Annotated in this window: 24 protein-coding genes; 13 read left to right on the top strand and 11 right to left on the bottom strand. The window is 57.6% G+C overall.

Going from position 1 to position 20,449, the window contains the following annotated elements; translation table 11 throughout:
* Positions 1-10: 10 nt before the first annotated feature.
* Positions 11-466 carry a low molecular weight phosphatase family protein gene (locus O3S85_RS08330; protein ID WP_269539512.1) on the bottom strand — a complete coding sequence of 152 codons (456 nt, stop codon included), beginning with the start codon at positions 464-466 and terminating at the stop codon, positions 11-13.
* Positions 467-1,421: 955 nt separating this feature from the next.
* Between O3S85_RS08330 and O3S85_RS08335 the strand changes: the two genes are divergently transcribed.
* Both O3S85_RS08335 and O3S85_RS08340 read left to right on the top strand, forming a co-directional pair.
* The gene (locus O3S85_RS08335; protein ID WP_269539514.1) at positions 1,422-1,919 is read left to right on the top strand and encodes a UvrB/UvrC motif-containing protein; all 498 of its coding nucleotides are present in this window, start codon (positions 1,422-1,424) and stop codon (positions 1,917-1,919) included.
* A 150-nt stretch (positions 1,920-2,069) separates the two neighbouring features.
* Positions 2,070-2,327 carry a hypothetical protein gene (locus O3S85_RS08340; protein ID WP_269539515.1) on the top strand — a complete coding sequence of 86 codons (258 nt, stop codon included), beginning with the start codon at positions 2,070-2,072 and terminating at the stop codon, positions 2,325-2,327.
* 235 nt (positions 2,328-2,562) lie between these two features.
* Here the strand turns inward: O3S85_RS08340 and O3S85_RS08345 are convergent, their stop codons facing one another.
* Together O3S85_RS08345 and O3S85_RS08350 are read right to left on the bottom strand one after the other, a co-directional pair.
* On the bottom strand, positions 2,563-3,081 hold the full coding sequence (locus O3S85_RS08345; protein WP_269539517.1) for a peroxiredoxin: 519 nt from the start codon (positions 3,079-3,081) through the stop codon (positions 2,563-2,565).
* Between the two features lie 49 nt (positions 3,082-3,130).
* Complete coding sequence (locus O3S85_RS08350) at positions 3,131-3,319, bottom strand: hypothetical protein (protein ID WP_269539518.1); 189 nt, start codon at positions 3,317-3,319, stop codon at positions 3,131-3,133.
* A gap of 294 nt (positions 3,320-3,613) precedes the next feature.
* Between O3S85_RS08350 and O3S85_RS08355 the strand changes: the two genes are divergently transcribed.
* From O3S85_RS08355 to O3S85_RS08365, 3 genes are read left to right on the top strand one after another with little or no spacing between them, the layout of a single operon-like run.
* Positions 3,614-4,201: a hypothetical protein gene (locus O3S85_RS08355; RefSeq protein ID WP_269539520.1), complete on the top strand. Its 588-nt coding sequence runs from the start codon at positions 3,614-3,616 to the stop codon at positions 4,199-4,201.
* Positions 4,202-4,210: 9 nt separating this feature from the next.
* Positions 4,211-4,447, top strand: a complete 237-nt coding sequence (locus tag O3S85_RS08360; protein WP_269539522.1) for a hypothetical protein — start codon at positions 4,211-4,213, stop codon at positions 4,445-4,447.
* Between the two features lie 10 nt (positions 4,448-4,457).
* Positions 4,458-5,057: an NTP transferase domain-containing protein gene (locus tag O3S85_RS08365; RefSeq protein ID WP_269539524.1), complete on the top strand. Its 600-nt coding sequence runs from the start codon at positions 4,458-4,460 to the stop codon at positions 5,055-5,057.
* Positions 5,058-5,276: 219 nt separating this feature from the next.
* Here O3S85_RS08365 and O3S85_RS08370 read toward each other — a convergent pair whose 3' ends face one another.
* Both O3S85_RS08370 and O3S85_RS08375 read right to left on the bottom strand, forming a co-directional pair.
* Positions 5,277-6,068 (bottom strand): carboxylesterase family protein, encoded by a 792-nt coding sequence (locus tag O3S85_RS08370; RefSeq protein WP_269539526.1) that lies wholly within the window; start codon positions 6,066-6,068, stop codon positions 5,277-5,279.
* A gap of 81 nt (positions 6,069-6,149) precedes the next feature.
* Positions 6,150-6,791 (bottom strand): GOLPH3/VPS74 family protein, encoded by a 642-nt coding sequence (locus O3S85_RS08375; RefSeq protein WP_269539527.1) that lies wholly within the window; start codon positions 6,789-6,791, stop codon positions 6,150-6,152.
* A 112-nt stretch (positions 6,792-6,903) separates the two neighbouring features.
* On the opposite strand from O3S85_RS08375, the gene O3S85_RS08380 reads away from it, so the two are divergent.
* From O3S85_RS08380 to O3S85_RS08395, 4 genes are all read left to right on the top strand, one after another.
* Positions 6,904-7,545, top strand: coding sequence for a phosphatase PAP2 family protein (locus tag O3S85_RS08380; protein WP_269539529.1), 642 nt, complete (start codon positions 6,904-6,906; stop codon positions 7,543-7,545).
* 10 nt (positions 7,546-7,555) lie between these two features.
* Positions 7,556-8,380 (top strand): polysaccharide deacetylase family protein, encoded by an 825-nt coding sequence (locus O3S85_RS08385; RefSeq protein WP_269539531.1) that lies wholly within the window; start codon positions 7,556-7,558, stop codon positions 8,378-8,380.
* Positions 8,371-9,378: a phosphogluconate dehydrogenase (NAD(+)-dependent, decarboxylating) gene (gene gnd / locus O3S85_RS08390; protein WP_269539532.1), complete on the top strand. Its 1,008-nt coding sequence runs from the start codon at positions 8,371-8,373 to the stop codon at positions 9,376-9,378. Before O3S85_RS08385 ends, gnd begins: the two co-directional genes overlap by 10 nt.
* Positions 9,379-9,609: 231 nt before the next feature.
* A complete protein-coding gene (locus tag O3S85_RS08395) occupies positions 9,610-9,975 on the top strand; it encodes a hypothetical protein (RefSeq protein WP_269539534.1) in 366 nt (121 codons plus the stop codon).
* Between the two features lie 803 nt (positions 9,976-10,778).
* On the opposite strand, the gene O3S85_RS08400 is transcribed toward O3S85_RS08395, so the two are convergent.
* The 3 genes from O3S85_RS08400 to O3S85_RS08410 all read right to left on the bottom strand — a co-directional run bounded on the left by O3S85_RS08400 (position 10,779) and on the right by O3S85_RS08410 (position 13,774).
* A complete protein-coding gene (locus O3S85_RS08400) occupies positions 10,779-11,867 on the bottom strand; it encodes a sensor histidine kinase (RefSeq protein WP_269539535.1) in 1,089 nt (362 codons plus the stop codon).
* A gap of 135 nt (positions 11,868-12,002) precedes the next feature.
* A complete protein-coding gene (locus O3S85_RS08405; RefSeq protein WP_269539537.1) occupies positions 12,003-13,085 on the bottom strand; it encodes a class I SAM-dependent methyltransferase in 1,083 nt (360 codons plus the stop codon).
* A gap of 95 nt (positions 13,086-13,180) precedes the next feature.
* The gene (locus O3S85_RS08410; RefSeq protein ID WP_269539539.1) at positions 13,181-13,774 is read right to left on the bottom strand and encodes a TetR/AcrR family transcriptional regulator; all 594 of its coding nucleotides are present in this window, start codon (positions 13,772-13,774) and stop codon (positions 13,181-13,183) included.
* A 94-nt stretch (positions 13,775-13,868) separates the two neighbouring features.
* Between O3S85_RS08410 and O3S85_RS08415 the strand changes: the two genes are divergently transcribed.
* The 4 genes from O3S85_RS08415 (at position 13,869) to O3S85_RS08430 (ending at position 17,031) form a co-directional block, all read left to right on the top strand.
* The gene (locus tag O3S85_RS08415; protein WP_269539542.1) at positions 13,869-14,225 is read left to right on the top strand and encodes a hypothetical protein; all 357 of its coding nucleotides are present in this window, start codon (positions 13,869-13,871) and stop codon (positions 14,223-14,225) included.
* Positions 14,226-14,236: 11 nt separating this feature from the next.
* On the top strand, positions 14,237-14,392 hold the full coding sequence (locus O3S85_RS08420) for a hypothetical protein (RefSeq protein ID WP_269539545.1): 156 nt from the start codon (positions 14,237-14,239) through the stop codon (positions 14,390-14,392).
* Positions 14,393-14,644: 252 nt separating this feature from the next.
* Entirely contained in the window at positions 14,645-16,147 is a 1,503-nt protein-coding gene (gene gndA, locus O3S85_RS08425) for an NADP-dependent phosphogluconate dehydrogenase (RefSeq protein ID WP_269539548.1), read from the top strand.
* A 224-nt stretch (positions 16,148-16,371) separates the two neighbouring features.
* Positions 16,372-17,031, top strand: a complete 660-nt coding sequence (locus O3S85_RS08430; protein WP_269539550.1) for a hypothetical protein — start codon at positions 16,372-16,374, stop codon at positions 17,029-17,031.
* 218 nt (positions 17,032-17,249) lie between these two features.
* Here O3S85_RS08430 and O3S85_RS08435 read toward each other — a convergent pair whose 3' ends face one another.
* The 3 genes from O3S85_RS08435 to O3S85_RS08445 all read right to left on the bottom strand — a co-directional run bounded on the left by O3S85_RS08435 (position 17,250) and on the right by O3S85_RS08445 (position 20,412).
* Positions 17,250-17,942 carry a hypothetical protein gene (locus tag O3S85_RS08435; protein ID WP_269539552.1) on the bottom strand — a complete coding sequence of 231 codons (693 nt, stop codon included), beginning with the start codon at positions 17,940-17,942 and terminating at the stop codon, positions 17,250-17,252.
* A 131-nt stretch (positions 17,943-18,073) separates the two neighbouring features.
* Positions 18,074-18,469: a hypothetical protein gene (locus tag O3S85_RS08440; protein ID WP_269539555.1), complete on the bottom strand. Its 396-nt coding sequence runs from the start codon at positions 18,467-18,469 to the stop codon at positions 18,074-18,076.
* A gap of 110 nt (positions 18,470-18,579) precedes the next feature.
* The gene (locus tag O3S85_RS08445; RefSeq protein WP_425499850.1) at positions 18,580-20,412 is read right to left on the bottom strand and encodes a GNAT family N-acetyltransferase; all 1,833 of its coding nucleotides are present in this window, start codon (positions 20,410-20,412) and stop codon (positions 18,580-18,582) included.
* Positions 20,413-20,449: the final 37 nt, after the last annotated feature.

The following is a 20,449-nucleotide window of genomic DNA, read 5'->3' on the forward strand; positions in this document are numbered from 1 at the left end:
GTCGTCGTTTTTAGGCCGATTGCAGCTCTTCTATCAGGCTATGGACGTGGCCTTCGATCTCCGCCAGGGCTTTCTCCGGCGTAGCGAGATCCACGTCGTGCACGGCCCAGTATTCCACGCGGTCTTCCCAGCCGGGAAACTGATGCGCCAGCATGGGAAAATGCTCCTCCCGCTTGAGGGCGATAACACGATCCGAGCTATGTAAGTCCATGCCCGACAATGGCATGCGCCGCATTCCGGTGTGCTCTAGGCCGATTTTTCGCGTGCGCAGAGCCTGCTCGGTGAATGGCGAGATTTGCGAATTATCGATGATCCAGTTAATGTTCAGCCCGCGTGAGTAGGCCCACCACGGCAGCCCCAGCTGGCTGGCCAAGTGGTTGAATAAGCCCTCGGCAAAGCGGCTGCGATAGTAGTTGCCCGTGCAGATAAACAGCAGGCGTTGAGTCTCGTGCTCCAGCGTGCTCATAGTGAAGTGGTTAATATAACTTCATGCATAAACCGCGCCAGAGCCAGGCACTGTTGTCACAGGAATTTTAGAGATTAAAGTGAGCCAATTAAAAATTAAAGAGATCCAGAAGCACCTGCCGCCGAACCGGCGAGATCGCGTAATGAATACTTAGCGAATCATGGCTTTCTTCGCGGGCCCTAATCTCCAAAAAAACTGAGCCGCCTTCCCGGGCAGGAAGGCGGCTCTACACAGACGACAGATACCTAAAAATTGAGGTCCTGCCTGATACTTCGGTTGCTATGCTACGCTACTTTGATTGCCACACTCCACTGGGGAGCATGTAATATATTGGGTGTAACGATTATATAGACGCAGGGCCGTGGATTTCGTTCAAAAGATTCCGCGAGTTTCACTCCCCAAATACGCAAGCCCTTCACTGCCAGCAGGTTTTACTGATATCGATTTTGTCGACGCGCTGAAAACTTCTATGAAGGCACGCTTCACCTGTAATTGGTCACAGAGGGCAGTGTTTTGAGCGAGGGCGGTTTTCCTTCCGCCTCCGGGTTTTCCGAACTCAACTGGCACGTGGGTAAAACGTCGCTCTGAGGACGGTCCGCCTTTTGCCAATGGTACAAAGCAAAAGCGCCTTCCCGAAGGAAAGCGCTTTTTGAAATTGAAGGCGGGCGGCCTACCCCTAAACCGCCCGCCATTGTTTTCTACTTTATCTCGTTGCTTGTTACCCCATCTCCCGTAGGAGAAAGTTGATTATGCTGCTACAGTAGCTTCGATTGTGCCAATGTCAACGGCTTTTTTAAGAAATTTTCGATTAGCAAAGATTTATTGATTAATCAGTTATTATTGTGGGACTTTACCCAGGCAGGAAAGTTCCCTAATTTTTCTCTGCGGTCTATTTTTTCTCACTACCGGCGCAGATTCATTGAAATATTTTCGGTTTACTGACATATATATACCTGTGAGTGCTAAAAATAAGTGTATGATCTGTGGCGAAACCGCCACGGTGTTTGTCAATCTGGTCAAAACCGGCCACACGGCTCACAGTGCTTATTGCGCAGCGCATGCTGAGGAGTTGGGCATTCTTTCTCCCGGGGCGTATGCGTTGCTCGATGCGAGCGACAGCGGGCATGAGTCCGATAACCATTTGCACGCTACGAAGTGCTCGAGCTGCGGCTTTAGCCTGCGCGACTGGAAGCGGACCGGCCGTTTTGGCTGTGCCGACTGCTACAAGGCGTTTGCGGAAAAAATCGAGCCTGCGCTCAAGCGCCTGCACACCGATACGGTCCACCGTGGCAAGATTCCGCGTAACGCATTTACCCCTGGGCTGATCGCCAACCGCATTCAGGATTTGCAGCGTCAGTTGGATTCCGCCGTCCAAGAGGAGCGTTTTGAAGACGCCGCGCTGACGCGCGATATGATGACCGAGTTGCTTTCGTGGAAGGATGATGAGGAATAAATAGCGATTTTCACTATCGCATATTAGTTAGTATTCCTTATCTCGTTCGTTTGCAATGTGCTAAAACGGTGCACATGACTGGTTTTTGTTGTATTTATTTGCTAACTTCTGCTTACTAATCGCTCGAAAATTTCAACTCACTCACTTATCATGATTGAAGGTGTATTTTGGCTAACTTTCTCTGTCCTCGCAATCGGCTCGGCCGCGCTGGGGTGCTATTTGGTGTTCGCGCCGCGTGACGCATTGGCCGTTCGCTATCAAAATTACATGTTGGCCAAGACCATGCGCCCGCTTAAGGACGAAGATTTTGGCCACTTGCCCAAGATTGTTTGGGGCCTCAAGGGTGCCGGGCTGCTTTGTCTGACCCTGAGTGCCGGCATGATCGTGGGCGTATCACTGATCCGCTAAATCGGCAGCGATAGTTTCAATCCCCGGAGGCGATGTTGAGAGACATCGCCTTTTTACTGTGCGGATTCTCGGAGAAACGGCACACTACGCCTAACCGCAGCGTGACGCTCAGCTGTCGTCACCCTGCGGAACATCGAGTGTTAGCGCGCGAGTGAGCGGCAACAACGGGGCTTTGCCCTCCGGATTCGAGCGGGCGGCTGCGAAAGCGGCACCCAACTAAAAAACTTGAGACGGCTTAGCCTAGCTCGCCAATGGCGGCTTTGACGTCGTCGGCTTGCTTGGCGGTGGAGGCCTTTTTGTCCACCCAGACCAGCTTGCCATCTTTAAAGAGATAGGCCTGACGGGCGGTCAGCTTGCCGTTGGCAATCATGGGGACGCCAAAGGCCTCGGCCACGGCGTGGTCCTGATCGGCGACGAGGGTAAACGGAAAACGATACTTGTTTTTAAACGCCAACTGATCCGCCGCGTTGTCAGTGCTGACGCCGATCACGGTCACACCCATATCGGTCAACTCCGCATAGGCATCACGCAGGCTACAGCCTTGTTGGGTGCAGCCGCCGGTGTCGGCCTTGGGGTAAAAGTAAACGAGTAAAAACGGCTTGTCCGCGTAGTCCTCGAGCTTGAGCTCTTTGCCGTCCTGGTCGACGGTGGTTACGTCCGGAAGTTGCGAGCCGAGTTGGAGCTCTTCAGCGGAGCAATTAACGGCGGCAACAAACAGCAGGGAGGCTGCGAGAGAGAAGAATGATCGAAGCATGCCCTAATGTGTATGGGCTTTCTTCGCGTTGGCAAGTGCAGTGCGCGGATTAAGCGCTCTTGCGGCCAAGAATTCGGCGGAAGAATGACGGGCGCTCAGCGACTTCGTGCTTGCCGATTTGCTCGCTGCAGAGCTTCATCAAGCCAGAGCCCTGCTCCGGTCGCGTCTTGTATGCGGTAACCGATGTGTGAAGGGGCATGTGGTTGAGTGCTGATAGGTCTGCTTTGGTCCGTTTCATATTTTTGTATGTTGGATTAAACGGACGGATTTGCCAAAAGTTAAATGAATCGGGTATTCCCTATGTCATTGGTTTACAACCATCTAGGCAGTTGTTAAAGCCAGGTAAAAGCACGGCCTACACTGAGTGCCCGCCCCCGCCGATGGGGCTCGGGTGTAGCCAGTAGATTGCTGTACAAAAAGCCCTCGGCACGGAATATTTCCCTTGCTCAAGGCTCATTAATGCAGGCTTTTTACTGGCTTTTACATTCACAATCTCTCACACTGCATTTTTCCACGAACCACTTGAGTAACGATGAAATACCTTACCACACTTCTGATACTTTCTTTCGCCGCGACAGCGGCACACGCGGACTTTTTCGGCAAGCTGAAGGAATCCGCCAGCGAGCAGGCTGATAGCGCGCAATCGAGTGCCTTGGACGCCGCCACCAACGCCATGGGTGAAGACAACGCTGCCAAGGTCAAGCAGGCTGCTGACATGCAGAGCATGGTCTCCAGTGCCGTCGATACCTCCAAACAGCTCGGGGCTCTGCTGGGCAATAATCCGGAGCTCAAGTCGCTCCTGACCAATTCCATGACGTCGCTGGCGCAAGGGCAGGATTTCATTGCCTTGCAGGACATCAACAAGCTGATGGACGCCAAGCTGACGCCCGATCAAATGGGCTTGGCCAAGGATTTGCGCAGCGATGTCGAGGTGCTCGCCTTGAAGCGCCAACTCCCGCAAAGCGGCCCCGTGACCGCCGCTACACAGGCGATTCAGGGTGGGGATTATCAGAGTGCGGTTAGCCAGCTGAACACGGTGATGAAGAGCGGCACGCTGACAGACCCGCAGAAACAGTTGGTTTCGTCCATCATCAGCTCCTATCCGTCCGCGGCCAAGTAGCTGGCTTCCATGCGCCAATTACGTAAAGTATCGATGGCTGGCTTGATTTTGCCGGCCATCGGCATGCTAACGGGTTGCCAAAGCGCCAACAATACTCAAGCTGAGCCTGTAGCTGCGCACGTGCCGCTGCCCGACTTCTCACCGGAGCGGGCTGCGCAAGAGGCGGCTGCTTTCGAATCGTATAAATCCAAACCAGATTTCACCCAGATCGACGTCGTGGCGATCGTCCCGGCCGAAGATCAATAAGTGCACCGCCATGTCATTTGTTCAGGAAAATCTCTACGGCCTCGTTCTCGCCGGTGGCCGCAGCCGTCGACTCGGCCGCGATAAAGCCACTCTCGTTTTCAAAGGACAGCTGCAGCTCGACCGCAGCATTGGCGTGCTCAAGCGCTATTGCGAAAAGGTGTTTATCTCCGTTCGCGAAGATCAGGCATACACCGTCGGGGCCGACCCGATCATCGACCGCATGGGCGAGATTGGCCCGCTGGGCGGCATTCTCTCGGCATTTTTCTACCACCGCGACAAAGACTGGCTCGTGCTCGGCGTCGACATGCCGTTTATCAACGTGTTTACGGTGAAGGAGCTCATTGCCGCCCGCGATCCTGACAAGCTGGCCACCTGCTTCCGCGCCGCCGATGGCCAGCCCGAGCCCCTGTGCTCAATCTATGAAAACAAGTTTAAGGACAAGCTCCTCAATGCGGCCAAGTCCGGCGAGCGTTCGCCCAAGCGTATTCTCCAGGAGCAGGCGGACTCAGTGAAGCTGATCGACCCGAAGGACCCAACCCACCTCGAGTGCATTATCACGGCCGAGGATTACCTGGCCGCGCAAACACGCCTGCTGGGCGGAGGCCGTTAAGGGGCGGTAATTAAGGTGGCGGCCGATGTCCCCATCGGCCAGAATCTAGGCTGTAAGTGTGTGGCGAAAGTGGGTGTGCTTTCCGCGATATTGGCCAGTCGCGGACAGATTCTATCTGATGCATCTCGCCTCTGGCCGATGTGAGGATCACCGCTCAGCGGGACAGGCATCGACCGCCACCTTGGCCATGGCAGTGGTGCGTTTCGGCGATGTGGAGAATTATTCCTCCGTCGCTTCTTCGACGTTTTCCTGCATGCGTTCCTTGAGGGAGTGGGAGAGCATCCAGTCGTAGAGGGCGTCGTTGTTGTAGGCGGGGTCCCAGGAGTTGTGGCCGACGCCTTCGTAAACGGTAAACTCCGGGTTGCCGCCGGATTCAGACACGGCGGTGATGGCCTTTTGGCCACGCTCGAGCTTAACCGCCTGGTCTTCGCTGCCGTGGAAGGCCCAGATCGGCATGTCGCTGAGCACTTGGTAATCCACGTCCGGGCCCCATCCGCAGACGGGCGCAATGGCGGCAAATCGTTCCGGGTTGTTGGCCGCCCAAGTCCACGTGCCGTGCCCGCCGAGGCTGAGGCCGGTCAGGTAAACGCGGTTGGGATCGACGCGGTATTTCTCTATCATGTCGTCGTAAAACGCATTGAGTGTCTCGACCTCCCAGCTATGGCCGTGGGGGCACTGGGGAGCCACGATGATCATGGGAAACTCTTTTCCGTCGCGCACATGCTTGAGCGGGCCGTGCCGGGCGACTTTGGCCAAATCGTTGCCACGCTCGCCGGAGCCGTGGAGGAAGATCATCATCGGCCATTCCTTGGCCTTGTCGTCCTCGTAGCCCTCGGGCAGATAAAGAAGATAGCTGGCGCTGACGGTCTTGGTGATTTCCCGCTCAAACGACTCGTTGGACAAGCGGTCTTGCTCGGTCTCAGCTTGGGCGACAGGTGCGCACAAGCCAACGATTAGCGCGAAAAGACCGAGCAGGCGCTTGGTGAGATCGATTTTGCCGGGGGGCTGCATGGTCTGGAAATGTTGCCTGGAAAAAATGAGGCCCGCAAGGGAGAAAATAAACCCGGCTGGCGGGCCAATTTCCCGTGGTGCCTAGTCCTCTTCGCGGATATCGGCTGCTTTGGCGAGGGCTTCAGCGATGCCCTGGCCGATGAAGTCCATCTTGGCGAACTGGTGGATTTTCTTACGGCAGTGGCGAAGCTCATCGCCGATGAAGATCACGCGGTAAAGCTTGGTGGCCTCCATGAGGGCGATGATGACTACGTCCTTCGGGTCCGGGATGACGTCTTCAGCGAGAATGGTCATGCGGATGCGGGTGCGCACTTCCGTTTCTTCCTTGCCGTTGATCATCGGGTAGGTGCGCTCGCCCTTCATCCACAGGAAGCGCTTTTCGCGCTCTTCGAGGATGCCTTTGTGGACGAGGCCAGCGAAGATACGGGGCTCGAAGTGCTCGGCCTTGGCCGCTAGGGCTTCGATGGTCGCGACAATGCTGGGCTGCGCGCCCAGGCCGCTGACGATCAATAGCGCTTCGTCGAGCAGGGGATCATTGGTTGGCTTGGTGTCGAGCATGATCACGTTATCCGCATCGGTGTCGAGCTGGTTGAGGAAGGCCAGTTCCATCATCAGCGCACCGGCGATGGCGTAGTCAAAGGCGCGGCGGGGGACGTTGCGGTGCATGACACCGGTTTCGTCGTTGAGGGCAAGTAGAGTTATTTCTTCGGCAAATCGGAGCATGGCAGGGTTTATTACGACCACATAGCCCGGCGGCAAGCGCAAAGCGGGTGCCGGTTTTGTGGCATTGCGTGTTGTCTCCCGGCGAAAATTCGTCCCTGCTGCCCGCATGCCCATGAGCTGGAAGGAACGGATGTTTGCGCTGCCCTGGTGGAAATCCATTGGGGAGACGCTCGCCATTACCACGTTTATGGTGGTGTATATTTGGGTGATGCGTAATCCGCTGTTCCCCGTCCGCGTGGTGCCCGTCACGATGCCGGATTTATGGACGCCCCTTCTGCCCTGGACGGCATGGATTTACTTTTCCCTGTGGGTTTACATCTGCCTGCCAACCACGCTGATGGGGACCAAGGCCGTGCTGAGGCACTATTTTCTGGGCGCGTTGCTGATGGCCATCGTTGGCTTGGGCGTGTTTGTGGGCTACCCGACGGCGGCACCGCTGTGGGACGTGGATTGGAGCCAATATCCAGGCTGGTTTTCGTTTTTGAAAACGGAAGAGCTCTCCGGTAACGCCTGCCCGTCCATGCACGTGAGCTACACGGTATTTGCCTGTTTGTGGAGTGCGACGCTGCTGCGGGTGGTGAAGGCGGCCAGCTGGGTGCACGTGGTCAATGTCTTGTGGGCACTGGCGATTTTGGTCTCCACCATGACGACGCGCCAGCACGTGTTTATCGACGTGGCTTTTGGCACGCTGTTGGGCTCGCTCATATTCGCGATAAATATGTATTGTGTGCGCCGTGAGCGGGTGGCACTTTGACGTAGCTCCTATGAAGTGGCAGTTAACGGTAACTTGCGTAATCCTTAAGCTGGCTGGATTGACGATGGTCTTTGCTGCGGATTGGGTATTGCTGGGTTGGGCCACATTTTTTGCGGGCGGGTTGCTGGTCACGGCGCACATGCTGGTGCCACAATGGCAAGGCCTCTGCGATGTCGATTCCGCCTTCGAGCCCGACTCGAAATCCGTCTGGCTGACGATCGACGACGGGCCCGACCCGGAAGACACTCCGCAGCTCCTCAAGCTGCTGGCCCGGCACGACGCCCGGGCGACATTTTTCCTCGTCGGTGAGCGCGCCGCTGCCCACCCCGAGCTGGTGGAGCAAATCCGCGCCGCCGGACACGAGATCGCCTGCCACACGCATACCCACCCGCGCTTTTCCTTTTGGGCAATGGGGCCCCGGCGGTTAGCGGCCGAGATCGACCGCGCCCTCCCCCACTTGCAGAGCGAGCCGGGCGAGGTCCTGTTTTTCCGCCCACCGGTGGGCATTAAAAACCTTTGGCTGGGCCGCATCCTGAGAGCACGTAACCTGCGCTGCGTGGCGTGGACGGTTCGCAGTGGTGACGGCGTTGGCACCAGCGCGCAAGCAGTCATTGCCCGAGTGAGGCGCGAGGTCCGCCCCGGTGCGATTATCCTGATGCACGAGGGGCCCTCGATGGCGTCCGGCGTTCGGGTCCATGCAATGGACGGCGTGCTGTCCGCACTGAGCGACGAGGGCTACACATGTATTTTACCGACGGCGGATCAATTGCGCACAATGCCGGTCAAATTTTCCCTACCACCACAAACCTCAACGAAGGAACTACTATGCAATTAGGAATGATCGGCCTCGGCCGTATGGGTGCCAACATCGTGCGCCGCCTCATGAAAAATGGACACACCTGCGTCGTCTTCGACACGAATGCAGACGCCATCAAAGAGCTTGAAAACGAAGGTGCCGTCGGTGCCACCACGCTGGAAGAATTCGTGGCCAAGCTCGAAAAGCCCCGCGCCGCCTGGGTCATGATCCCCGCCGCGATCACCGAAAAAGTCGTTTTCCAGCTCGCCGATCTCCTCGACGAGGGAGACATCATCATCGACGGCGGCAACTCGTATTTTCGCGACGACCGCGCCCGCGCCGCCAAGCTCGAGCCCCGCGGCATCCATTACATCGACTGCGGCACCAGCGGCGGCGTCTTTGGCCTGGAGCGCGGCTACTGCCTGATGATTGGCGGCCAAAAAGAGCCCGTGCAACACCTGGACCCGATTTTCGCCACCATCGCCCCCGGCGAGGGCGATGTGGAAAAGACCCCCAACCGCCCCGAAGGCGGCACCGCCCACAAGGGCTACCTGCACTGCGGCCCCGCCGGTGCCGGCCACTTCGTGAAGATGGTCCACAACGGCATCGAATACGGCATCATGGCCGCCTACGCCGAGGGACTCGACATCCTCTCCAACGCCAATTGCGACAAACAAGCCAAGGAGGTCGACGCCGAGACCGCGCCCTCCATGCATGGCGACCTCGACTACGATCTCGACCTCGGCGAAGTCAGCGAAGTCTGGCGCCGCGGCTCCGTGATCTCCTCCTGGCTGCTGGACTTGACCGCTGCGTCCTTTGTGGGCGATCCGAAGCTGGAAAAGTTCTCGGGCAAGGTGTCCGACTCTGGCGAAGGTCGTTGGACGATTGAAGCCGCGATCGAGTCCGCCACCCCGGCACCCGTCCTGACCAGCGCGCTTTACGAGCGCTTCCGCTCGCGCGAAGACCACGCCTTCGCCGACAAGGTCTGCTCCGCGATGCGCTACCAGTTCGGCGGCCACCTGGAAAAGAAGGATTAGCACCCCCTTTTTTTAGACCAGAAGGCAATCCTGCTGAGCGGGATTGCCACCACTGGCCCGCTAACGCTGATCGTTCCAAGGGTTGGCAACAATAGAGTGTTGCCCTCCGGTGGAATCGCATCCGCATATTCGATTGTGCGATAAACGTGCGCTTCTGGGTATTTATCTTTACCAATCTGGGCCTGCCACGTTATGCTTTGCGGACTTATCACCCGGACACACATCTAAGAAATGCCCAAAGTTACCATGATCGGCCTGCGCTCATCCGCGGCCAATTTTGACATGTGGCCCGAGCTTTCGGAAGAAAAGCTCGAGGCCGCCTTCAAGCAAGTCGTGCTCGAAATGGATGAAGCCGGCTACGAAGCGACCTGGTGCCTCCTGGCCCCTGGTGACACCGCCATCGAACAGGCAATCAAGACCCTGCTCGCTGAGCGGCCCGACGTGGTGCTGGTCGGCGCGGGAATCCGTAGCGACGCCGACCATTTCTCCCTGTTCGAAAAGCTGGTCAACGTCATCCACAGCTACGCCCCACAGGCCTACATCTGCTTTAACAGCAACCCCTTTGACTCCGTCGAGGCGGTGAAGCGCTGGGTTTAATCGAGTGCGATTTGAACGTTTGAGCTAGGCGTCGGCGTTAGCCGTCGCCTACGCCGACTGGTTGTGATTTAATAACTCGATTTATGAAGACAATGGCCAACGCGCTGAATGCGAATACTACCCATTCAATAGGGCTAACTGAACGCGCTCCATAGAAATGAATAATTCCGAGCGTACCGAAGATGATGAAAATCGAGGTAGTGTATGCGATGCCCAAGGCCAAGAGGCGAAGTCGAAATCCTCTTTTGTCTTTCTTCCACAAAACAAACCCAGCTCCAGACGCTAATGCAATGCCGCATATTAGCACTATCCGTCCAAACTGGAAGTCCCTTTTTACCATACCAAGAAAGGTAAGGGATATTGGAACCGCGAACGGGATCGATACTATGAAAGCGAAGATTAGCTCACTGATTGATTTCTGAATTTTCTTATCTTTCACAACGGTTAGGTGTCTCTAGACTGAAGCGCGTAGCGCGAAAGGAATTGATGCCAGCTGTTTGTTCGGATCCTTTTTACTCTTTTAATAGTATTCTATGTGATGCTAACGTTCACCTAACAGCTTGCAGTGTGGCACACGGAGCGCCGGGTAATTTCTTGGTGGTTGGTTAAGCGATGATCGGGGATTCGACGGAACTTAGGAGTATTGGTTAGGCGGCAGGCAGTAAAGTACTATTAATCGGAACCTGGCAAACGTGCAAACATTCAAGTGCTAGAACTTGCTAAGGCGCAGTGAGCGGATCACTATGTGCTTATTCGACCAAACGTGGCGGCAACGACAGAGCGTTGCCCTCCAGTCGTAAACACTACGCCGCTGGCAGATCCACAAAGAAGGTGCTGCCTTTGCCGGGGGTAGACTCGACTTGTATCTGGGTGCCCATCAGGCGGGCGCAGTCGTGGCAAATTTGCAGGCCCAGGCCGATACCGGTCTCGCCGCGTAGCCCCTCAGAGGGGGTAAGGCCGATGCCGCTTTGAATGCGTTTAACCCGCTCTTCGTCCAGGCCGATGCCGTCGTCGCTGACCTTCAGCCGCACCTTGCCCTCAATCGATTCGGCGGAGATGATCACCTTGCCGTTCGCGTCGGTGTGCTTGATGCTATTCGAGACAAAATTGTTGATGATCTGGGAGAGCAAACGCTGGTCGCCAAGCACTTGTAGGGCGGAGGCCTTCGGCGGCTGCACCACCAGCTTCACCTCGCGAATCGCGGCTGCAGCCGCAGATTGGTGGGCCGCGCGGTTGAGCAGCTGATTGACATCGACTGGCTCCTTGGCGGCGGCTTCACTGCTGCCCTCGGCGATGGCCAGGCGGAGCAGGCCCTGGATCAGCTCCAGTTGTTCCCGGGCGGTCGCGTCAATGTCGGACAGCAGGCCGTTGCGCTCTTCTTCGGACATGTTGTCGCCCTCGAGTTTGAGTAGCATGCAGGCATCGTTGATGCTCGCCAGCGGGGAGCGCAGATCGTGCGAAAGTGTGCGGAAAAAGCGGTTCTTGAGCCCCAGCAGTTCGGCCTGGGCCGTGAGGCAGCGTTGGGTCTCGGCCATGAGCACGCCCACCTCGTCCTCGTAATTTACGGGCAGGTGCGGGGCTTTGCGGCTGGAGTTGAAGTCCTTGAGCGCTTCGGAGGTGCGGCGGACGGGGGCCAGCATCTTAGACTGCACCAGCAGCGTGAGCCCGGTGCCAACCAGCGTCGCCAGCAGGCAGGTGATCACGATCATCACCGGAAACGGATTATCGCGCATGCTAATGACCGCAAAGCCGACGGTGGCGATGAGTGGGATGTGCACCCCGACAAACGCCACCACCATCAGCTTCCCGGTGAAGCTTTTGGGCCAGGGAAGCCGGCTGATGATTGCGTATAACTTGAAGGCCGGCGAATGCGCGTTGGGGGAAGTTGCCATTTGGGGACATGATGCAGACTTGATACATGAATAATCAAGCGCATAGGGACCAGTTGATCCACTGATACGGCTATAAAACAGCCCCCAGCGCCAGGTGACGCGGGGGGCTGATATTCGCGCAACGACGTTCTGCGCTTACACCTGCATGAGGAAGTAGGCGTTTTGGATGTCGTGCTCGAAGCGGTGGATGTCCACCTGGTCAAAGCCGGCTTCGGTGAGCATGCTCTGGGCCTTCTGCACGCCCCAGGCCGCGCCCAGGCCCATGCCGCCCTGCGCGAGGGAAACCGTCATGCAGTGCATGCAGGAGATCGCGTAAAACAACGGGCCGAGCGGGTGGCCGATGTTGTCATTGGGCTCGGAGGAGGCGTCGATATCCTGCATGAGGAAACGGCCACCGGGCTTGAGCGCTTCGCGGATGTTGGCCAGCACCATGTCGGGCCGACCCTGGTCATGGATGGCGTCCAGCGCGGTAATCCAGTCGAAAGTCTTGGGCTCGCGCCAGTGCGTGAGGTCCTTCACTTCGAAGTGGACGTTGCCCAGCCCCTTTTCCATGGCGCGGTTGCGGGCGAAGTCGAGCGCCTCAAGGCTCAGGTCGTAGCCGCGGAAATGGCTCTGGGGGAAGGCTTCGGCGAGCTGGATCAGCGCCATGCCACGGCCGCACCCGATGTCGAGCACCTCAATGCCGGCCTCGAGATCCGCGCGCAAGCCGGGAAAGAGGTCCACCACCTGATCGGCGATGATCGGCACAATGGACTGCCCGCTGTCTTCCGCCATCACGGCGTGGAAGCGTGGATACTTCGAGTAAGGCACGCCGCCGCCGTTGCGGAAGCAGTCGATCACGTCGTCTTCCACGCCCGCGAGCACCGGCAGAAACTGCGCGAAGATGGCCAGGTTGTCCTTGGCCGACTGGCGGCTGAGCCAGTGCGCGTGCTCCGGCGGCAGGCGATGGGTGGAGAGCTCGGCGTTGCGCTCGACGATCTCCGCCGCGATCAGGCAGCCTAGCCATTCGCGCACGTAGCGTTCGTTGAGGCCGGCGTCGTCGGCCAGCTGTTGGCTGGTGCGCCACTCACCGTCGGCCATGGCGTCAAACAGCCCCGTGCGGTGGCCGATGGAGATCATCAGCATGGTCATGCCGCCATTGAGCATGCCCAGGTATTTCTCCGCGAAGGCCTCCTGCTTGGGGAGATCGCGGCTTATCGTATTGCAGACTTTACACATGTTGTTTTCGTAGTTGAGAGATAGACAGACAGGTCTGTCTGTTGTGGGAGAATGAAAAAGACAGGCAGTGGAGTGGTGCCCCTGGGTTGCCGCCTTTAGTAGGCGACAGGCTCGACCAGGCTCTTGACGGTTTTCACCGCCTGATCGATGGGCCAATTGTCACGGTAGGCGACGGCGGCGGCGATGGCACCGTCCATCAGCACGACGAAGAGACGCGCCAACTGCTCGTTGTCCACCGGCTTGAGCGAGGGATTCGCCGCCTGGTAGTCCTCCAGGAGCTCGCGGGCGAGGTCGATCATCAGCTCGTGGTGGCGCTTGGCCACGGCGTGCAGCCGCTCATCGCCCGAGGGGGCTTCGGCCAGAATGATTTGAAACGGGCAACCGCGAAAATCATACTCCTGCAGCCACCCGGGCAAGAGCGTGAAGAGCCCGTAAAAGCGGTCGCGCGGGGTGTCGAGCGTCGCCAGGCCCGCCCGCATTTCGGCCATTTCCTTGGCGGAGATCGCCTCGGCGTAGGCTAGCAGCAAGTCGTCCTTCGACGGAAAATTCGCGTAAAACGACGCCTTCGCCACGCCAGCCTCGGCAATGATCTGGTTGATGCCGGTGGCCTGATAGCCCTGCCGGTAAAACAGATCGATCGCCGTGTTCAGAATCCGCTCGCGCGGACTGGACTGGGTGGTGGTGGTCATGAAGCGACCGACACTAGACAGACTTGTCTGTCCGTCAAGCGCGGATGTCGTTAAGGATTTGTAAGAAAGCCGTCGGCGGCCTATTCCAATCTCAATGAAACCTCTCTTTGTCATTAATACGAAAACAGAACTTCTTGCGCTCCATCGGGTATTTATTGAGGCAAAGTTTTCGCTCGATCCAAATGATTTTGATATTGGTCCATCTTCAATTGTTTCAGCTCTCTATGATAGCATCTTCCAGGCTCTGAAAAAGGATGGGCAAAATTGGGATAAGTGGTTGGAAAATCAAAGACCACGTATCTTAAAAGCTGTGAAGCTCGGTGTTGCTCGAATACAAGAATGTGAGTGGCAGAAATGGAGCCATGAGCGTCGAGTAGAATATGTAAGTGATTATGCGTCGCCACTGACACTTTCTTCTGCTGAAATCGAAATGCTAATATCAAAGAAATAAAATTTGAGTCTATGCTCACAACCATCTTCATGATCGGCGACTCCACCATGGCGAACAAGACGGAGCCCGACATCAACCCCAGCATGGCTGGGGCCAGCTGCTGCCCGAGCGGATCGATGACTCCGCGACCGTCGGCATCCACGCCGCCAATGGCCGCAGCACGCTGAGCTTTATCGAGGAGGGCGCTGGGCGGTGACAGGGGCTGGCGTTTCCCCTTTGCGCGGCGGATGTGTAATGCGTTCGGCGCGCTGAAGTTAGCCGCTTTCATCGAAGTCATGAAAAGCTTTCACGCCAGCGTGCTGGGCGGGCGGTGCGCTTTTTTATTGCAGAATCAGGTTGGCCGGTGACAATGGCCCGCTGTCAGTCTTAACGCGGTTTGCCGCGATTTCCACCCACTACCAAACACGTGTAAGTTTATCATGCCAGAAGCAAGCTCCGACATCGGACTCATCGGCCTCGCCGTCATGGGTCAGAACCTCGCGCTCAACATCGCCGACCACGGCTTCCAGATCTCGGTTTACAACCGTACGACCGCCAAGATGGAAGAATTCGTGGCTAAGCACCCGGACACCCCCGGTGGCCTCGTCGGCAGCCCCACTCTGGAAGAGTTCGTGGCCAGCCTCAAGCGCCCCCGCAAGATCATCATCCTCGTGCAAGCCGGTCGCGCGACTGACGCCGTGATCGACGGCCTCATCCCGCTGCTCGAAAAGGACGACATCATTATCGACGGCGGCAACGCCTACTGGATGGACACGATCCGCCGCGAAAAGGACCTCAACGACAAGGGCCTGCGCTTCATTGGCAGCGGTGTTTCCGGTGGTGAAGAAGGCGCGCGCTTCGGCCCGAGCCTCATGCCCGGCGGTAAGGAATCCGCCTACAAGGAACTTCAGCCGATCTGGGAAGCGGTCGCTGCCAAGGTCGACGCCGAGACCGGTAAACCGCTCGAAGGCGCTGCCCCCGGCAAGCCCGTCGAAGGCGGCGTGCCTTGCACCGCTTACATTGGTGAGAACGGTGCTGGCCACTACGTGAAGATGGTTCACAACGGCATCGAATACGGCGACATGCAGATGATCTGCGAAGCCTACGACCTGATGAAGAATCTCCTCGGCCTCTCCGCTCCGGAGATGGCGGAAATCTTTAAGAAGTGGGACGACGGCCTGCTCGACTCCTTCCTCATCGAGATCACCGCTGAGGTGCTCGCCCAGAAGGACCCTGCGACCGGCGCTGACTTCGTGGACATCGTGCTCGACACCGCTGGCCAGAAGGGCACCGGTAAGTGGACCTCCATCAGCGCGCTCGACATGGGTGTGCCTTCGCCGACCATCGCTGAGGCCGTCTTTGCCCGTTGCGTATCCGCGATCAAGGAAGAGCGCGTGGCCGCCAGCGAGATCCTCTCCGGCCCGAACAAGAAGTATGAAGGCGACAAGCAAGCGCTGATCGACGCCATTCACGACGCACTTTACTGCTCCAAGATTTGCTCCTACGCGCAAGGTTTCCAACTGATGCGCGCCGCCCAGGAGGAATACGACTGGAAGCTCAACTTCGGCGAAATTGCGCAGATCTGGCGTGGCGGTTGCATCATTCGTGCCGGCTTCCTGCAGAAGATCACCGACGCATTCGACGGCAACCCCGAGTTGGCCAACCTCCTGCTCGACCCGTATTTCAAGGATACCGTTGCCAAGTTCGAAGGCAGCTGGCGCAAGGTCGTTGCCACGGCTTGCGAATACGGCATCCCGGTCCCCTGCTTCGGCAGCGCGCTGTTCTACTTCGACAGCTATCGCAGCGCCCGCCTTCCGCAGAACCTCCTGCAGTCGCAGCGTGACTTCTTCGGTGCCCACACCTACGAGCGCACCGACACGCCGCGCGGCAAGTTCTTCCACATCGACTGGCCCGACCCAGCCCGCCCCCAACTCGACGCCTAAGGCAGCGTGCCGCTGCACCCAGAGATTTGCACATTGTGCAAATGCTGAGGGGCAACGGCGGCAGGTAGGCCTTCAGTTAAAGGTAGGGCGCAGCTTACAAGCAAGCCGCCACGCCTCGCTGGCAAACCAGTCCATCATTTCCCAAACCGCCGGGTTCGCGCCCGGCGGTTTTTTATTGGCATAGCCGGTAGTTTTCCTAGGTTGTATCCAGCTACTCTACGATTATGGAAAAGGTAACGCCTGCTTACTACGCGACGAACCTGCGCGCACTCACCTTTGGGGAAATGATGCGGTTGGGTGGATTGGTTAACGGATTGCTCGGCTTTGTGATCGGGCGTTTCATGCCGCCGCAAGGCCGGGAGCTGATGCCCACAAGTTATGAGGAGATCGAGGCGCAGCGTACCGATATTGCGCCGCACATTCTAAGCGTCTTGGAGAAAATTGGTGAGCCTTTCATGGCGGCCGGTTTTCGCGAGATCGGCTATCAAGTGATGCCCAACGCACCGGACGACAGTGGTAGCATTATCTACCTGTCGGACTGCGGCGAGATCGTTGGGCTGGCGACAGTGGCCAAGAAAAACGCACCAGAGACCGGCCACGTAAAAGTCGGCGCACTTTGCAGCTACGACCGCGAGGGGCATTGCCTGTCCGTGGGAAATTCCAGGATCTCGCTCGACCCGGCCCCGGGCAATGTGGTCCATCGCCTGCCGGACAAGGCCCCACAAGATCTACTGCCGATCTTTCGTAAATACAAACAAGCTTCGCGCCAGGAGTTTATCTGCTTCCGCGATTGGCCTCAGGTGCGCGCCAGCATGGAGCACGACGATGCCCGCTCATTTATCCACCGCCGCGACGTCCGCAAGCTCTTTGTCCCCGTCCCCTAGTGCAGCGTCCCGTGCTCGACTGAGCTTGTCGAAGTCTGCACCGTCGGATGCTTTGCATCCGGATTTGCACATTGTGCAAATGGCCTATCTAACTAATTAGAGGTAGGGCGCAGCTTACAAGCAAGCCGCCACGCCTCGCTGGTAACCCACCAACCAGCCCCCTGCCCTCACCGCATTTCGCCAATGGCGAAATCTATCGATGCAACCGGAGGTTGCCTTCAGTTGGGGCCGTCCTGGCCCATGAAGGTGAGCGTTTCGGCGACGTAGTTGAGTGCGCGGCGCGCCTCGGTGAAGCGGGTGCCGAGGGCCTGATAGCAATCGCTCAGGCAATACTCCTGGGCAAGGTGATGGTCGCCGGCGACGCGGTAGTGCGACTGCCCGATGTTTTCATAATAGCTCAGGTTCGGCGCGCCGCGATAAGCAGCGCGGTAGTCCAGATGCGGGCGGAACAGGCCGGTGACGACCAGTGATTTCTCCGCCAGGCATACGGTCAGCCAGAAGCGCTCGCAGAAGCCGGCCTGCTGTATGTGGGCCATCTCGTCCATCGCGTAAAACGCCGCTTGGCGCGCACTGCCGCTGCCCGCGCGAAACAGGCTGGAGTGCGCCATGGAATTTGCCATCAGCGAGGCCACATAGTCGGCCAATCCGCGGTCATCGAGGCCGCATTCGTTGAAGCGATGGCGCACGAGGACGTAAAAATACAGGCGCGGCGATATGTTGATCGGCAATGGCTGTTCGAGCACGGCTTGGAAAACCGCCGGTTCATCCAGCAGCTGGTCCCGCATGGGCGGGTCAGCGAGTAAATTTAGCAGAGCCTCGACGGCGGAACCGTCGGGAGCCAGGACCGACTGCAAAAACGCTAGGTCATTGTTCGTCAGCCCGTCGCGACAGATTGGTTGCACGAGCTTCATTTCATAGATGTCTCAGCATAGGTTATGCCAGCAATCAGCATTTGGCAAGTCTGCAACTGTCAGCTACTTGGGCAGCAAAAAGCCCGGCAGACTCGCGCCATGCCGGGCTTAATGAGGGTATGATGAGAAAATTAAATCGCGTCGTATTCGCCCTTGCAGATCTTGGACACGACGGAGTAGCTGATTTCGCGGGCCTTGGCGACCTGGTTCATCGAGGTGCCGCCTTCGACTTCAGCCTTGATCGCGTCGCGCAGCTCAGCAGTTACCTTGGTACGGCGGCGGCGGGGTGCGCCGTCAGCCTTCTTTTTTACGCTGCCCTTCTTACGGCCACGGAAGGTAATACCGAAGTGCTCAATGAGTGCCTCTACGAGCGCCTTTGGCGTTTCATAGTCGCTGGACTTAAAGAGCTGTTCCAGCTTTTGAGCAGCGGCCTTTTGTTCTTTGGCCAATTCCTTGAGTTCTTTTTCGCGCGCAGCGAGAGCTTTTTTTTCCGCTTCAAGCGCTTTTAATTCGTCGGCAATTTCCATGGTATCTATAAATCTATTTACTGTGTAGAATGTAGATGCAAATGGCGCAGGATGCTGCGTGCAAGTGTTTTTTTAAACTATAGCGAATTAATTATTCCGCTAGTTTAACATTATTCACATTCTGAAACGGGAATGCGAATATGTACCATGCCATCGGAGATGCCTCCAACGCGCTTGCCGTGATACTTCTCAAACAGGCGCAGCATCGGTATGTTGTCCGGGGCCACGAGCGCCCATAGGCACTGTAATCCACGGCGATGCGCAATGGACATCATCCGTTTTAAAAGGAGGCTGCCCAGGCCATGGCGGCGCATGGTTTCATCTACCACAAAGGCGACTTCCGCGCTGCTTTCATCTTCTTCCAGATAGTAGCGGCCAACGGCGCGCAAACGCTGGCGGGGCCCACGACGCTCGAAAACGCCCAGCGCCAGGTCTTGTTCCTGATTGACGCCAACGAGCTCACTGGCGCGTTCACGTGACATTCGTTGCACGCTATAACCATAGCGTTTTTGAATCGTCTCGGCCGTGTGTGAATAAAAGAACTCTTGCAAATTGCGTTCGTCAGACGGGTGCAGCGGGCGCAATACATAGTCCTTGTCTTGAATGCGGATGCGTTGAAATTCCACGCCGCCGATTTCTTTTACCGGGCGCGGAACGACTTTTTCATACGCGGCAATGAGTTTTCTTTCCCGCGCCGAGCGCAGTAATTCTTCGCGGAATTTAGGATCGGCGACCTGAATTAATTCCAAGGCGCGCTCCCGGACATTGCGACCGCGCAGCGTGGCAATGCCATGCTCGGTCACGACAAAATGGACGTCCGCGCGACTGCCCACCAGGCCCGCGCCTTGCGATAAGAACGGCACAATGCGGGAGCGCTCGCCGTTTTGCGCGGTCGACGGCAGCGCGATGATCGGCAGGCCGTCAGAGCTCAGCACGGCACCGCGGGTAAAGTCCATCAGCCCGCCAATGCCGCTGTAAAATTTCCCCTGCACGGACGCGGCAACCTGGCCAGTCATATCGACTTCCATGGCGCTGTTGATGGCGACCACTTTGCGGTTTTTGGCGATCTGCGCGATGTTGTTGGTGTATTCCGTCGGGCGAAAACTGATGTGGGCGTTCTCGTGGACGAAGTCATACAGCGCCCGCGAACCCACACAAAACGACGCCACTGTATGCCCGCGATTGAGCTGTTTGCGGGAGTTGTCCACCGCGCCGGCTTCGATCAGCTCGCGCACGCCGTCGCTAAACATCTCGGTATGAATGCCCAGGTGGCGGTGGTCCTTCAGCGCGCGGATTGCCCGATCGGCGATGTCGCCAATGCCGACTTGGAGCGTCGATCCGTCCTCCACGAGCTGGGCGAGGTACTCGCCAATTTTATCGGCGACAGCGGCGTCTTCCTCATCGGGAGACCACTCCGGGAGCTCGGCTTCCGCCTCCAGGCAGTAGTCGATCTCGCTCACATGCAGGAAGGTTTCGCCAAACGTGCGTGGCAAGCGGGGGTTAATCTGCGCGACGACAACCTGCGCCGCCCGGCATGCCGCATGGACGACATCCACGCTGACGCCGAGCGAGCAGTAGCCCTGGTTGTCCGGCGGGGAGACCATGACTAGTGCTGCGCGCAGCGGCACTACGCCCTCCAGAAACAGGGACGGCAACTCACTTAAAAAACACGGCGTATAGTCGGCGACCCCCGCGTTTACCGCTTCGCGAATACCCGGCCCCATGAAAAACGCATTAGCCTTAAAGGTGTCGCGGCGCTTTTCGTCGATCCAAGGCGTGGGCCCGTAGGTACGAATGTGGGCGAGCTCGATATCGGCCAGGGTGTTTTGCGCCGCCAACATATGTGCGACCAAGGCCTGCGGGCAGGCGGCGCCACTGCCGATAAAAACACGGCTACCCGGCAGCGCTATCCGCGGCCAATCTTTTGCGGTCAAGGGCTTCACTCACGTCAACTTACGCTGACTTGCCGCGTTTTTCACG

This window comes from Cerasicoccus sp. TK19100, from assembly GCF_027257155.1.
Classification (GTDB): Bacteria; Verrucomicrobiota; Verrucomicrobiia; order Opitutales; family Cerasicoccaceae; genus Cerasicoccus; species Cerasicoccus fimbriatus.

What these genes read in the sequence shown, in the direction of transcription:
- O3S85_RS08330 (WP_269539512.1), bottom strand. Translation starts at nt 466, where the DNA reads ATGAGCACGCTGGAGCACGAGACTCAACGCCTGCTGTTTATCTGCACG.
- O3S85_RS08340 (WP_269539515.1), top strand. Translation starts at nt 2,070, where the DNA reads ATGATTGAAGGTGTATTTTGGCTAACTTTCTCTGTCCTCGCAATCGGC.
- O3S85_RS08345 (WP_269539517.1), bottom strand. Translation starts at nt 3,081, where the DNA reads ATGCTTCGATCATTCTTCTCTCTCGCAGCCTCCCTGCTGTTTGTTGCC.
- O3S85_RS08350 (WP_269539518.1), bottom strand. Translation starts at nt 3,319, where the DNA reads ATGAAACGGACCAAAGCAGACCTATCAGCACTCAACCACATGCCCCTT.
- O3S85_RS08355 (WP_269539520.1), top strand. Translation starts at nt 3,614, where the DNA reads ATGAAATACCTTACCACACTTCTGATACTTTCTTTCGCCGCGACAGCG.
- O3S85_RS08360 (WP_269539522.1), top strand. Translation starts at nt 4,211, where the DNA reads ATGCGCCAATTACGTAAAGTATCGATGGCTGGCTTGATTTTGCCGGCC.
- O3S85_RS08365 (WP_269539524.1), top strand. Translation starts at nt 4,458, where the DNA reads ATGTCATTTGTTCAGGAAAATCTCTACGGCCTCGTTCTCGCCGGTGGC.
- O3S85_RS08370 (WP_269539526.1), bottom strand. Translation starts at nt 6,068, where the DNA reads ATGCAGCCCCCCGGCAAAATCGATCTCACCAAGCGCCTGCTCGGTCTT.
- O3S85_RS08375 (WP_269539527.1), bottom strand. Translation starts at nt 6,791, where the DNA reads ATGCTCCGATTTGCCGAAGAAATAACTCTACTTGCCCTCAACGACGAA.
- O3S85_RS08380 (WP_269539529.1), top strand. Translation starts at nt 6,904, where the DNA reads ATGAGCTGGAAGGAACGGATGTTTGCGCTGCCCTGGTGGAAATCCATT.
- O3S85_RS08385 (WP_269539531.1), top strand. Translation starts at nt 7,556, where the DNA reads ATGAAGTGGCAGTTAACGGTAACTTGCGTAATCCTTAAGCTGGCTGGA.
- gnd (WP_269539532.1), top strand. Translation starts at nt 8,371, where the DNA reads ATGCAATTAGGAATGATCGGCCTCGGCCGTATGGGTGCCAACATCGTG.
- O3S85_RS08395 (WP_269539534.1), top strand. Translation starts at nt 9,610, where the DNA reads ATGCCCAAAGTTACCATGATCGGCCTGCGCTCATCCGCGGCCAATTTT.
- O3S85_RS08400 (WP_269539535.1), bottom strand. Translation starts at nt 11,867, where the DNA reads ATGGCAACTTCCCCCAACGCGCATTCGCCGGCCTTCAAGTTATACGCA.
- O3S85_RS08405 (WP_269539537.1), bottom strand. Translation starts at nt 13,085, where the DNA reads ATGTGTAAAGTCTGCAATACGATAAGCCGCGATCTCCCCAAGCAGGAG.
- O3S85_RS08410 (WP_269539539.1), bottom strand. Translation starts at nt 13,774, where the DNA reads ATGACCACCACCACCCAGTCCAGTCCGCGCGAGCGGATTCTGAACACG.
- O3S85_RS08415 (WP_269539542.1), top strand. Translation starts at nt 13,869, where the DNA reads ATGAAACCTCTCTTTGTCATTAATACGAAAACAGAACTTCTTGCGCTC.
- O3S85_RS08420 (WP_269539545.1), top strand. Translation starts at nt 14,237, where the DNA reads ATGCTCACAACCATCTTCATGATCGGCGACTCCACCATGGCGAACAAG.
- gndA (WP_269539548.1), top strand. Translation starts at nt 14,645, where the DNA reads ATGCCAGAAGCAAGCTCCGACATCGGACTCATCGGCCTCGCCGTCATG.
- O3S85_RS08430 (WP_269539550.1), top strand. Translation starts at nt 16,372, where the DNA reads ATGGAAAAGGTAACGCCTGCTTACTACGCGACGAACCTGCGCGCACTC.
- O3S85_RS08435 (WP_269539552.1), bottom strand. Translation starts at nt 17,942, where the DNA reads ATGAAGCTCGTGCAACCAATCTGTCGCGACGGGCTGACGAACAATGAC.
- O3S85_RS08440 (WP_269539555.1), bottom strand. Translation starts at nt 18,469, where the DNA reads ATGGAAATTGCCGACGAATTAAAAGCGCTTGAAGCGGAAAAAAAAGCT.